Origin of the sequence: Gordonia sp. w5E2 (genome assembly GCF_036540975.1) — a bacterium.
Lineage (GTDB): Bacteria > Actinomycetota > Actinomycetes > Mycobacteriales > Mycobacteriaceae > Gordonia > Gordonia jacobaea.
The window spans coordinates 2,790,461-2,802,842 of the sequence record NZ_CP144213.1; the positions used below are offsets into that span (position 1 = coordinate 2,790,461).

Sequence of the window (12,382 nt, forward strand, 5' to 3'; positions counted from 1 at the left end):
CCGGCCTCGGCGAACCTCGCGCCGGCGGCGAACCCAGTCAGTGATCCGGCCGCAGCGCGATGCGCGTCTGGGTCTGCGCGGCACCGGCGTCGCTCTTGAGCCGCCGAAGCAGTCTGTCGAGTCCCGCGGTGTCGGCCACCGATACCTGCAGCAGGTAGTCGTAAGGGCCGGTCACGTGGACCGCGTCGCGCACCATCGCCTCACGTTGCGCCCACCGCAAGAACTCCTCCGAGTCGCGATCAGGGTGCAGCCGTACGTCGATGAACGCTTCGATCCCGGCCGGTGACGGTGCGTCATCGGTGCTGATCACCGCGCGATAGCCGAGGATGACACCGTCGCGCTCGAGGCGTCGCACCCGCGCTGCGGCACTGTTGGTTCCAAGCCCCACAAGCCGACCGAGCGCACTGAACGATGCGCGACCATCATGGCGAAGTGCCTCTATGATCTGTCGGTCGATCGGGTCCACATCGAAAAGATATCAGTCGAAGCGACATCTTTTAGGCATCGTCATCAACCGCGGTCGATGGTGGTCAGATGTCGGTGATCCACGCACTCACACTCGGTCTCGTGGCGGGTTTCGGTATTGCGATGCCGCTCGGTGCGATCGGTGTGATGCTCATGCTCGAAGGAGCGGAGCGCGGTGTGCGCAGTGCACTCGAGGCCGCGGCCGGGGTCGCGACGGTCGACGCCGTCTACGCCGCCGCGGCCACAACGTTCGGAGCGGCGATCGCACCGTTCATCAGCCGTCTCGGCCCGTATCCCGGCATCGTCGGCGGCAGCGTGCTCTTACTCGTGGCGGCGCACGCCATATTCCGCGCACACTCGGCGTCGAGCCGTGCCCAGTCGACGTCGAGCCGTGCCCAGTCGACGAGGGGGCACCGCTACCTCATGTTCGTCGGGTTGACCGCGATGAATCCGGCGACGCTCATCTACTTCGCATCCATTGCCGTACCAGCTGTCGCCTTGCCGAGCGGGGGCCACATAAGTGGTTGCGGCGCAGCACTATTCGTGGCCGGGGTCGGCCTCGGTTCCCTGCTGTGGCAGGCGGTTCTGGCGATCGCCGGGGCGGCCGCCGGTACTCGGATAACCGGCAGCGGCCGTCGACTCACGATCATCGCCGGAAACGCCGTCGTCGCTTTGCTGGGCGTGTCACTGATCGCAGCATCACTGCACTGAACCAGATCGGCTGGACGAGACCGGCTGATCGGGACCGCGGGCAAACACGAATCAGCCGGCAGTCGCGACCGGCTCCCCTGTCTCGAGCACGTCGGCGAGGAACTTCCCGGTGTGGCTTCCCGGTGTCTCCGCAATGTCTTCGGGAGTCCCCTCGGCGATCACCGTGCCACCGCCCGTTCCACCTTCTGGTCCCATGTCGATGACCCAGTCGGCAGTCTTGATGACGTCGAGGTTGTGCTCGATCACGATCACCGTGTTGCCCTTGTCGACCAGTCCGTTGATCACGTCGAGGAGCTTCTTGATGTCCTCGAAGTGCAGGCCGGTCGTCGGCTCGTCGAGGATGTAGACGGTTCGGCCTGCCGACCGCTTCTGCAGTTCGGCGGCCAGTTTGACGCGCTGGGCCTCACCGCCCGAGAGTGTCGGTGCGGGTTGTCCGAGACGGACGTATCCGAGGCCGACGTCGACGAGCGTCTTGAGGTAGCGGTGGATCGAGGTGACAGGCTCGAAGAAGTCGGCGGCCTCCTCGATCGGCATGTCGAGAACCTCCGAGATGGTCTTGCCCTTGTAGTGCACCTCGAGGGTCTCGCGGTTGTACCGCGCACCGTGACACACCTCGCAGGGAACGTAGACGTCAGGCAGGAAGTTCATCTCGATCTTGATGGTTCCCTCGCCCTGACACGCCTCGCAGCGTCCGCCCTTGACGTTGAACGAGAACCGTCCTGGCTGGTAGCCGCGCACCTTCGCTTCGGTCGTCGCTGCGAACAGCGTGCGGATCTTGTCGAAGACGCCTGTGTAGGTCGCCGGATTCGAGCGCGGTGTCCGACCGATCGGCGACTGATCGACCTGCACGAGCTTGTCGAGGTTGCCGAGGCCGTTCACGCGAGTGTGCCTGCCCGGTACCTGACGCGCACCGTTCAGCTTGTTGGCGAGCACCGTCGCAAGGATGTCGTTGACCAGCGTCGACTTTCCGGATCCGGACACCCCGGTGACAGCGGTGAGCACGCCGAGCGGAAACGAGACGTCGATGCCGCGCAGGTTGTGCTCGCGCGCCCCCACGACGGTGAGTTGGCGGTTCTTGTTGATCGGCCGACGGATGGGCGGGACCGGAAGCGTCTCGCGGCCGGACAGGTAGTTGCCCGTCAGCGACTTGCGGTTCTTCAGCAGATCCTTGTAGCTACCGGAGTGCACCACCTTGCCGCCGTGCTCGCCCGCGCGCGGTCCGATATCGACTATCCAATCGGCTGCGCGGATCGTGTCCTCGTCGTGTTCGACCACGATCAGCGTGTTGCCCAGATCGCGCAGTCGCGTGAGGGTGTCGATCAGTCGACGATTGTCGCGCTGGTGCAGTCCGATCGACGGTTCGTCGAGGACGTAGAGGACACCGGCGAGACCCGAACCGATCTGAGTGGCCAAACGGATTCGCTGCGCCTCGCCACCCGACAGCGACCCTGCGGCACGGGACAGCGACAGATAGTCGAGTCCGACGTCGAGCAGGAACGTGATGCGTGCCTGCACCTCTTTGAGGACGCGGCCGGCGATCGCCTCCTGGCGTTTGTCGAGCTTCAATCCGCCCAGGTAGCCCGCGGCGTCGGCCACCGACAGCGCCGACACCTCGGCGATCGATTTCGGTCCGTATTCGGGGTGATCGAGCGTCACCGCGAGGATCTCCGGACGCAACCGCGCACCCTGACAGACCGGGCACGGAACGTCGCGCATGTACCCCTCGTACCGTTCCTTCATCTGTTCGGATTCGGTCTGGTCCATGCGGCGGTTGAGGAACGCCATGACACCCTCGAACTCGGTGTAGTACGAGCGCGTCCGTCCGTACCGGTTACGGAACTTGACGTGCACCTGGTGCTCGCTGCCGTTGAGCAGCGCGTTCCGCGCCTTGGCGGGCAACTTCTTCCACGGGGTGTCGACGTCGAATCCCATCTCGTCGGCCAGACCGGACATGAGTCGCAGGAAGTAGTCGGCGTTGTGTCCGGTCGACCAGGGGGCGATGGCGCCCTCGGAGAGTGAGAGGTCAGGATCGGGCACGACGAGGTCCTCGTCGACCTCCTTGCGAATCCCGAGGCCGTCGCATTCGGGACATGCGCCGTACGGCGAGTTGAAGGAGAACGACCGCGGCTCGAGATCGTCGATGGCGATCGGGTGTCCGTTCGGGCACGCCATGCGCTCGGAGAATCGACGTTCGCGGTGGGGATCGTTCTCCTCGATGTCGACGAAGTCGAGGACGACAATGCCATCGGCAAGCCGCAGGGCCGTCTCCACCGAGTCGGTGAGACGCTGCTTGGCGCTCGGCTTCACGACGAGCCGGTCGACGACGACGTCGATGTCGTGCTTTTCCTGCTTCTTGAGCTTGGGCGGGTCCGTCAGCGAATGGATCTTGCCGTCGACGCGCGCACGGGAGAAGCCCTGGGTCTGCAGTTCGGCGAAGAGGTCGACAAACTCACCCTTACGAGTGCGGACGACCGGCGCGAGGACCTGAAAGCGGGTGCCCTCGTCCATGGCGAGCACCTGATCGACGATCTGCTGAGGTGTCTGCTTGGCGATCTCGGCACCGCAGATCGGACAGTGTGCGACGCCGGCGCGTGCGTAGAGCAGGCGCAGGTAGTCGTAGACCTCGGTGATCGTGCCGACCGTCGACCGAGGATTGCGGTTCGTCGACTTCTGGTCGATCGACACCGCGGGCGAGAGTCCTTCGATGAAGTCGACGTCGGGCTTGTCCATCTGCCCGAGGAACTGCCGCGCATACGCAGACAGCGACTCCACGTAGCGTCGTTGGCCCTCGGCGAAGATCGTGTCGAAAGCCAGCGACGACTTCCCCGAACCCGAGAGTCCGGTGAACACGATGAGGCTGTCGCGGGGCAGATCAACATCGACACCGCGAAGGTTGTGTTCGCGGGCACCACGGACGATCAAACGATCAACCACTACTGTCCTATCCACATGTCTTGGCTGGTCCATACGTCTTGGCCAGCCCCTGCGCGGGATCGCCGCGCATCCGGCCGCCGCTGGGCACCGATCGTCGACCGATGTCACGTTGGGCGTGTCTGTCTCGTTGGGCGTGTCCGCGGCTCACCATAACGGCAGCCACCGACAAGAAATCTCGACGCCGAGCCGGCGGTCTCCAGGCGGCGTCACAACACTTGTCAACGATACGCGGCCCACCAGGTGTTCCCATCCTCGTCCACCGCGTCGACCTGCGTGGCTACGCTGAGTTCATGACCTCGTCCGACCTCACCATCACCGACGAATACACCGGCGATCTGTCCGAGACCGGCCCGCAGCGCCGCACACTGAGCAACGCCTCGATCGTGAAGATCTCCGTTGGGCCCATGGACAACAACGTCTACATCGTCACCAGTGTCGCGACCGGCGACCAACTCATCATCGACGCCGCCAACGATGCGGACACCATTCGCGATGTGCTCGACGAACTCGACGGCACCCCGCGCACGATCTTCACCACGCACCAGCACTACGACCATTGGCAGGCACTTGCCGACGTCGCGTCAGCGACGGGAGCGCCGACCGCGGCCGGCAGGATCGACGCTCCCGAACTGCCCGTGACCCCCGACATCCTCCTCGACGACGGCGACGTGCTGACCGTCGGCGACCTGACCTTTGACGCAATCCACCTCGTCGGCCACACGCCCGGATCGATCGCGCTGGCACTCACCGATCCCGCAAGCGGCGTCGTCCACCTGTTCACCGGCGATTCCCTCTTCCCGGGCGGCGTCGGAAAGACCTGGGCGCCAGGCGACTTCGACACTCTCGTCGACGACGTCGAGACCAAGCTCTTCGAGCGCTATCCCGACTCGACCGTCGTGTACCCCGGCCACGGCAAGGACACGACCCTCGGCACCGAACGCCCGTCGCTGGACGAATGGCGCGAACGCGGCTGGTGAGAATCGGCCTACACGCACAACACTTGCGCCAGATCATCAACTCCGCCGAGCGCCCCGACACCGGACGGGTAGCCTCGATAGAGCGCCGCCGACCCCAGTCCAACGCGTGATCGACCAACGCAGTGACCGAAGAGCCGCAGTAAACGAAAAGCACAGTGACCGACTAACACAGTGACTTCCGAAGGGACCGTGTCAACAAGATGATCCTCCGCCGTATTGCCCGACCGATGCTCGCATCGGTGTTCATCGTCTCCGGCTATGACGCCCTGCGACACCCGCAGAAGCGAGCAGAAATCGCGGAGCCCTTCGTGGAGAGCACCGTCGGTGTGCTGCCGGACGAGGTCACCTCCGTCATCCCCACCGATCCGGTCACGCTGGTCCGAGTGAACGGCGGCATCCAACTCGCGAGCGGTGTCCTCCTTGCGACGGGCAAGTTCCCACGCTTCGCGTCGGCCGTTCTGGCGGGCTCCCTCGCACCGACGACGTTCGCCGGCCATCCCTTCTGGGAAGAGTCGGACCCGGTTGCGCGGAGTATGCAGCGCACACACTTCCTGAAGAACCTGAGCCTGATGGGCGGCCTGCTGATCTCGGCGGCCGACACCGAGGGCAAGCCCTCGCTCGCGTGGCGTGGTCGACGCAAGGCCGACGCCGCACTCGCGGCCCTGCCACTCGGCGCGAAGGCGAGCACCACAGCGTGGGATTCGATCCGCGAGCACGCACAGGATTCCGCGTCGACGCTCGGTGAGAAGTCCAGCGAGGCCGCAGGTCTCCTCAAGCAGGACGCGCACAAGTTGGGAGAGCGTTCTGCCGAGGCCGCGGAGAAGTTCCGCGATCGTGCGCCCGTCGTCGCAGAAAACGCCCGCGAGCGTTCGGCGGAATTCGCCGACAAGGTGCGCGACCGTGCGCCCGTCGTCGCAGAAAACGCCCGCGAGCGTTCGGCGGAGTTCGCCGACAAGGTGCGCGACCGCGCCCCCGAGATCGCTGAGACGGCACGCGAGCGCTCCACAGAATTTGCCGACAAGGTGCGCGACCGCGCCCCCGAGATCGCAGAAGCCGCTCGGGAGCGCTCCGCAGAGCTCGCCGAAGCCGCGCGGGAGCGTTCCGCAGAGCTCGCAGAGTCGGCCAAGGAACTGGTGTCGACCGCAGGCGACAAGGCCGACGCAGCCGTCGCCGACAGCAAGAAGCGCTGGCGCAAGGCCCGGTCCTGACCCCTTCGCTCTACGCGCGGACCCCATCGCCTTCGGAACAGACTCCGAGCGGGCGCATGGGGTCCGCCGCGTTTCCGCCACAGCACTATCCGTGGGTCGCGGACACCGACTACGCCCCTCTGGAGATGCGCCACGAAGGTCGCACGCTCATGGTTGCCGTCGGTTCCAACGCATCACGCGCGGTGCTGACCACAAAGCTCGCCGATGTGGGCGGCGTCGACATCCGTCCTGCCCGCGTCGTCGTGAGCGGTATCGCTGTCGGGTATTCCGGCCACGTGTCGGCCCGCGGATACATTCCGGCAGCTCCCTTCGCGTCCCCCGGCGCCAACACACCTCTGACGGCGTTCTGGCTCGACAACGACCAACTCGCCGCACTCGACCGCACCGAACCCAATTACCATCGATTGACAGTGACCACGACTTCTCATCCCCTGCGTGAACTCCTCGACGACGTCGACTCCGCTCCCCTCCGCTCACCGATGCCGGTGCGCGAGTTCGCCATATACGCATCACGACACGGAATCCTCACCGATCGACGCTCGACCCCGCTCCCCTTCTCGACCCAGTCCGCAGTCCTCGCGCACCTTGCGGAAGCGCTCGACGACCCGTCGCTGGCGGAGCCGCCCGCGATCGTCTGCGCGCGACTCGGCGACACCGACGCGGGCAAGGATCTGACAGCGGGCAAGGATCTGACACGGCGCATCCAGAGCCGCGGACAGTGCCGTCCCGACGGCCTCAGCCGCGACACCGCACCCCACCATCCCGACAGCACCGCACATACCGCATTCGGTACGCACGCCGAACCCGACGATGAGATCCGATGAGTACCTCGCCGACACACACCGAACGCACCGATCCCCGGATCGATGAGGAACAGACACACCTCGACGCCGTGTACGGGCGTCTGGACAGGATGCGTGCCAACACCCGTCGTCGACTCGCCGCAACCCTGCGCGAGTCCGCGGGAACCCCGCAGGCGCTGTCCGAACGCGAGTCCTACGAACGCATGTACGTCGACGACCTCGCGAAATACGATGCCGCCGAACACAATCTGTATTTCGGCCGCCTCGACCTCGACGACGGCGAAACCCGGCGGATCGGACGCATCGGAGTCCTCGACGACGATGACGGCGACACGACACTGCTTCTCGACTGGCGGGCGCCCCTGTCGCGAGCGTTCTACCTCGCAACGCCTGCAGCGCCGGAAGAGGTCGCTCGCCGCAGACACATCCGCACGCGAAATCGTGGCGTCCGTGAGGTCAACGACGAATTCCTCACCGCGGGTGAGGCTTCGATCGACGAGTCAGCGCACGGCGACGTGGTCAACGAGTCCGCGCTCGTAGCTGCCCTCAACGCCGCACGTACCGGCGAGATGACCGACATCGTCGAGACCATCCAGCGCGAGCAGGACCTCATCATCCGGTCACCGCACCGCGGCGTCACGGTCATCCAGGGCGGCCCCGGCACCGGCAAGACCGCCGTGGCGCTCCACCGCGCCGCATACTTGCTGTACACACATCGAGACATCCTCTCGCGCAGTGGAATCCTCATCATCGGCCCCAACAGCGACTTCCTCGACTACATCGGCCAGGTGCTGCCTTCGCTCGGTGAGTCCGGAGTGCTCCTCGCGACGATCGGCGAGCTCTTCCCCGGCGTCACCGCGACCGCCGACGAACCTCGACGCACCCGAGAGGTCAAGGGGCGCTTACAGATGCTCGACGTGCTCAAGCGCACGGTTCGGGCACACGAGTCGCTGCCGACCAAGCCGGTATCCGTGGACTTCGACGGTTACCGGGTCGAAATCGACAGTGCACTCGTCAAGGCAGCGCGTACGGCGGCCCGCGGGTCGCGCAGGGCGCACAACCAGGCGCAGCCGGTATTCCTGCGCTCGGCACTCGACGCACTCGCCGCCCGACACTCGGCGGCGATCGGCGCCAGTCTGCTCGACGGGTCGCAACTCCTCACGCCCGCCGACCTCAAGGACATTCGCGACGACATGGGTCGCGATCCGGATATCCGTGAGGCGGTGCTCGCCTTCTGGCCGACGCTCACTCCGACGGACGTTCTCCGCGACCTCTACGACGACCCCGCCGCCATCCGCAAGGCCACGCCGGGCTGGTCCGACGATGATCGCGCAGCGCTCCACCGGGCACGCCGCAGGCCAGTCGGCAAAGCGGAAAAGGGCAGCGAGAGCGACGAGTTCACTCCCGCCGACGTTCCGTTGCTCGACGAACTGGCCGAACTCGTCGGCTACGGCACCGATGAGGCCGAACGTGCCGAACGCGAGCGGTGGCGTCGACAACTCGCCGACGCCCAGGATGCGCTCGACATCCTCACCGGCTCGGCACCACAGGATCTCGAGGACGAACTCGACCCGGAGATCCTGATGGCCTACGACCTGATCGACGCAGAGCAACTCGCCGCGCGCCAGACCGACGTACAACGCGCGACCACCGCGGAGCGCGCCTTCAACGACCGCACCTGGACATTCGGCCACGTCATCGTCGACGAAGCCCAGGAGTTGTCCGGTATGGCGTGGCGCATGGTGATGCGCCGAATCCCGAACCGGTGGATGACCATCATCGGCGACACCGCACAGACCGGCGACCTTGCGGGCACGACGTCGTGGAGCGAGGTACTGACACCCTACGTCGCGAACCGTTGGCAGTTGCGCGAGCTGACCGTCAACTACCGCACGCCGAGTGAGATCATGACCTACGCCGCGCGCGTCCTGGCGCACGTCGGCGATTCACTGACACCGCCGACCTCGTTGCGCAGCAACGGAATCGATCCGTATGCCCGTTCGGTGTCAACTGCCGAGCTCGTCGCGACTGCGATCGAGGAGGCCACGCGACCGGAACTGCGCGGGCTGACCGGAATCGTGGTGCCCGACAGCCTCTTCGACGCCACCTCGCAGTTGGTCGCCGGCCTCGACCCGACGACACTCGGCGTCGACGAGCTCCCCCGCGTCCACACGGTCACCACCTGTAAAGGGCTCGAGTTCGACACGACTGTCGTCGTCGAACCGAGCGCACTCATCGCTCAGTCGCCGCGCGGATACAGCGATCTCTACGTCGCGCTGACCCGCAGCACGCAGCGCCTCGTCGTGGTCAACGCCGACCCGCTGCCAACAGAGCTCGACGACATGCCGCGTCGCTGAACGGCTTTCGACGACGCCCGTCACACTCCTGATCGCTCATCCTGATCGCCCGTATGGTCGCCCTCGGGGTGCAGGATGACGAGTTCGCGGGTCGCACGAGTCATCGATACGTAGCGGTCGACGGCCCCGGTGATCCCCGAGCCGAAGACCTCGGACTCGACAACCACGACCAGATCGAACTCGAGGCCCTTCGCAGTGATCGGATCGAGTGCGCGCACCCGGCCCGTGCTGGTGAAGTCCGGATCACCGATCACACACGCGACGCCCTCGTCATTGCGCGCGAGCCACTCGGCGAGGATCACATCTCGGTCACCGTGCGAGGCATGTCGAACGGGCAGTCCCGATTCCCTGATCGACGACGGCACGTTGGCATCCGGTATGGCAGCTCGGATCACCGGCTCGGCCGCCTCCATGACCTCGGCGGGCGTTCGATAGTTGATCAACAACGACTCGACGCGCACGTCCCGGCATCCGACGCTGCGAAGCCGTTCCGACCACGACTCGGCGAACCCCGCCCGCGCCTGCGCCCTGTCGCCGACGATCGTGATGCTTCCGGACGGGTTGCGCCGCAGCACCATTCGCCACTGCGCCGGGGTGAGTTCCTGCGCCTCGTCGACGATGATGTGCGCGAACGGCCCGTCGAAGGTGCCGGGCTCGATGTCCGGCGCGGCCGAATCGTCGACAAGAACGTCGCGCAGGTCTTTCTGCCGAAGCATCGACATCAGGCCCTCGCCGTCGTCGTAGGTCGTCGACGCCATGAGGTCGTCGACGACGAGGTCCATACGACGGCGCTCGGCTCGCAGCGCGGCGGACCGGCGGCGACGCCGATCGTCCGCACTGCGGTCTCCCAATCGGTTGCGCGCGGCGTCGAGAAGCGGGAGGTCGGCGTCGGTCCACGCATCCGGACGCTCGCGCTGGAGCCGTCGCACGTCATCCGGCGCCAACCACGGCGCACACATTCGGAGGAACGCGGGAACCGACCACAGGTCGCCGACGAGATCCGTCGCGTCGAGCATCGGCCACGCGCGCCCCACTGCCGCCGCAAGAGAGTCGTTGCGCCGCAACGATTCCTGCACGTCGTCCAGGTCGAGGTCATCGTTGCCGATGCGTCGCCGCACCGTCTCGGCCAGGTATTGCCAGATCGCGCCGCGCGCCTCGTTGTGTGGCATGCCGGCCTCGGGCGCCGCGAATGCTTCGGCCCAATCCCGCCGCCGCAGAGTCACATCCGCCCACTCGGTCTCGACAAGAAGCGGTTCCGTCGGCGGTTCCTCGTACCACCGCACCGCCGTCTCGATCGCGTCGACCATCCCCGCCGTCGACTTCAGTGCCGCCGCCACATCGTCGGCCTCTCGCACCGCGGTATCGCCCTCGGCGACCAGATCGCGCAACGTGCACGTCTGCACGCCTTCTTCACCGAGACTCGGCAAGACATCGGCGACATACGAGAGGTACTGCTCGTGTGGTCCGACGATCAGCAGACGTCCGCGCGTGAGCCGCGCGTCGGAGTAGAGCAGGTAAGCGGCGCGATGCAGCGCGACGACGGTCTTTCCGGTGCCGGGGCCGCCGTCGACGACCAGCGCGCCTGCCGAGTCGGCGCGGATGATGGCGTCCTGGTCGGCCTGGATCGTCGACAACACGTCACGCATGCGTGGCGAACGGCTCGCGGAGAGGCCTGCGAGCAGCGCCGAATCGCCGTCGAGCCAGACCCCATCGTCGGCGGCGTCCGCGGTGAACACTTCGTCCCAGTAGTCGGTGATCTGCCCGCGCGTCCATCGGTAGCGTCTGCGGGAACGCACGCCCATCGGCTGCGCCGCGGTCGCGTTGAAGAACGGAGCAGCGGCGGGGGTCCGCCAGTCGACGAGCAGTTGGCGGCCCGACTGATCGGTCACCCCGACGCGACCGATGTAGACGGGGTCAGGCTCGTCGATCAGCGTCATCCGGCCGATGCACAGGTCGAGGCCATAGCGACGCAGCGTCCGCAGACGGCTGGTCAACTGATGAATCTCGAGGTCGCGATCCGATGCGCGCTGCCCACCTCCACCCTCTGCCCTGCGCGCGGCGTCGAGCCTGGCTGAGAGCGCATCGACCGTGCCGGCGAGGGATGCAGTGGTGTCCTCGAAATGGCGCACGTCGCTCTCGATACGAGTCGGGACGGATTTCGGTGACTCGGGCGGAAGATTGAAGACATGGTCGGTCACTGCGGGCACTGGGCGACTCCGAAAAAGGCTGGGCGGGGGGCGGAATCACCGATTGTGCACCCGGATGGGGGCCTTGCGGCAAGGCCCCTACCTCGCGTTATAGTGAAAAGGGCAGGGACGCAGCAGTGACCACGGCGGATCGGGAGTCACGCTCCCCACAGCACATCGCGACGGCTTTCATCACGACGACTTTTCATCACGGCGGCATACGTCGAACCACCAGCACACGCGCAACAGCTGGGCAGACGAATCCGTCTGCCCGGCTGTTGGTTTCGAGGAGAAGCGAACTAGGTGGTGTGCACGATCAGCACATCGCACGCAGACTTACGCGCGACGTCGGCCGGCACCGAACCCAGCAGACGTCCCGCAATCGAATTCAGTCCACGATTGCCGACGACGAGAAGATCAGCTTGAACATCGGTGACCAACTGCAGCAGAGCATCCACGGGTGCGCCCTTCACCGGGCGTGCCACGATCTGCGTGCCCCCCGACTTCGATGCCCGCTCCTTCGCCCGACGCAGAATCTCGTCGGTCGGGGCACTTCCGGTCACCTGATAAGCCTCGTCTTTAAGGACGTCCGCAGCCTCACCGGCGCCGCGATCGTTCGGAAAATATGCACATGCGATCACCAATTTCGAATCGCCCGCGATCGCACCCGCGCGATCGACCGCCTTCAACGACGATTCCGATCCGTCCGTTCCGACGACGATCGTCTGGTAAGCGCCCATC

The 12,382-nt window shown here is 66.0% G+C and carries 9 protein-coding genes; 5 read left to right on the top strand and 4 right to left on the bottom strand.

Going from position 1 to position 12,382, the window contains the following annotated elements; genetic code table 11:
- Window positions 1-37 precede the first annotated feature (37 nt).
- A complete protein-coding gene (locus tag RND64_RS12565; protein ID WP_049698136.1) occupies window positions 38-466 on the bottom strand; it encodes an Lrp/AsnC family transcriptional regulator in 429 nt (142 codons plus the stop codon).
- A 68-nt stretch (window positions 467-534) separates the two neighbouring features.
- Between RND64_RS12565 and RND64_RS12570 the strand changes: the two genes are divergently transcribed.
- Entirely contained in the window at window positions 535-1,176 is a 642-nt protein-coding gene (locus RND64_RS12570) for a LysE family transporter (RefSeq protein WP_049698137.1), read from the top strand.
- A gap of 51 nt (window positions 1,177-1,227) precedes the next feature.
- On the opposite strand, the gene uvrA is transcribed toward RND64_RS12570, so the two are convergent.
- Window positions 1,228-4,110: an excinuclease ABC subunit UvrA gene (uvrA, locus tag RND64_RS12575; protein ID WP_049698138.1), complete on the bottom strand. Its 2,883-nt coding sequence runs from the start codon at window positions 4,108-4,110 to the stop codon at window positions 1,228-1,230.
- A 290-nt stretch (window positions 4,111-4,400) separates the two neighbouring features.
- Here uvrA and RND64_RS12580 point away from each other — a divergent pair, with 290 nt between their 5' ends.
- The 4 genes from RND64_RS12580 (at window position 4,401) to RND64_RS12595 (ending at window position 9,455) form a co-directional block, all read left to right on the top strand.
- Complete coding sequence (locus RND64_RS12580) at window positions 4,401-5,087, top strand: MBL fold metallo-hydrolase (RefSeq protein ID WP_049698551.1); 687 nt, start codon at window positions 4,401-4,403, stop codon at window positions 5,085-5,087.
- 200 nt (window positions 5,088-5,287) lie between these two features.
- Window positions 5,288-6,295: a DoxX family membrane protein gene (locus tag RND64_RS12585; RefSeq protein ID WP_049698139.1), complete on the top strand. Its 1,008-nt coding sequence runs from the start codon at window positions 5,288-5,290 to the stop codon at window positions 6,293-6,295.
- Between the two features lie 56 nt (window positions 6,296-6,351).
- Window positions 6,352-7,119, top strand: a complete 768-nt coding sequence (locus RND64_RS12590; protein ID WP_049698140.1) for a hypothetical protein — start codon at window positions 6,352-6,354, stop codon at window positions 7,117-7,119.
- On the top strand, window positions 7,116-9,455 hold the full coding sequence (locus RND64_RS12595; protein WP_049698141.1) for a HelD family protein: 2,340 nt from the start codon (window positions 7,116-7,118) through the stop codon (window positions 9,453-9,455). The genes RND64_RS12590 and RND64_RS12595 overlap by 4 nt, the downstream gene beginning before the upstream one ends.
- 20 nt (window positions 9,456-9,475) lie before the next feature.
- Here RND64_RS12595 and helR read toward each other — a convergent pair whose 3' ends face one another.
- Window positions 9,476-11,662 (bottom strand): RNA polymerase recycling motor ATPase HelR, encoded by a 2,187-nt coding sequence (gene helR, locus RND64_RS12600; protein WP_049698142.1) that lies wholly within the window; start codon window positions 11,660-11,662, stop codon window positions 9,476-9,478.
- 278 nt (window positions 11,663-11,940) lie between these two features.
- Entirely contained in the window at window positions 11,941-12,381 is a 441-nt protein-coding gene (locus tag RND64_RS12605; RefSeq protein ID WP_049698143.1) for a universal stress protein, read from the bottom strand.
- Window position 12,382: the final 1 nt, after the last annotated feature.

Coding starts and splice junctions, on each gene's coding strand:
- RND64_RS12570 (WP_049698137.1), top strand. CDS start 535: ATGTCGGTGATCCACGCACTCACACTCGGTCTCGTGGCGGGTTTCGGT.
- RND64_RS12580 (WP_049698551.1), top strand. CDS start 4,401: ATGACCTCGTCCGACCTCACCATCACCGACGAATACACCGGCGATCTG.
- RND64_RS12585 (WP_049698139.1), top strand. CDS start 5,288: ATGATCCTCCGCCGTATTGCCCGACCGATGCTCGCATCGGTGTTCATC.
- RND64_RS12590 (WP_049698140.1), top strand. CDS start 6,352: ATGGGGTCCGCCGCGTTTCCGCCACAGCACTATCCGTGGGTCGCGGAC.
- RND64_RS12595 (WP_049698141.1), top strand. CDS start 7,116: ATGAGTACCTCGCCGACACACACCGAACGCACCGATCCCCGGATCGAT.
- RND64_RS12605 (WP_049698143.1), bottom strand. CDS start 12,381: ATGGGCGCTTACCAGACGATCGTCGTCGGAACGGACGGATCGGAATCG.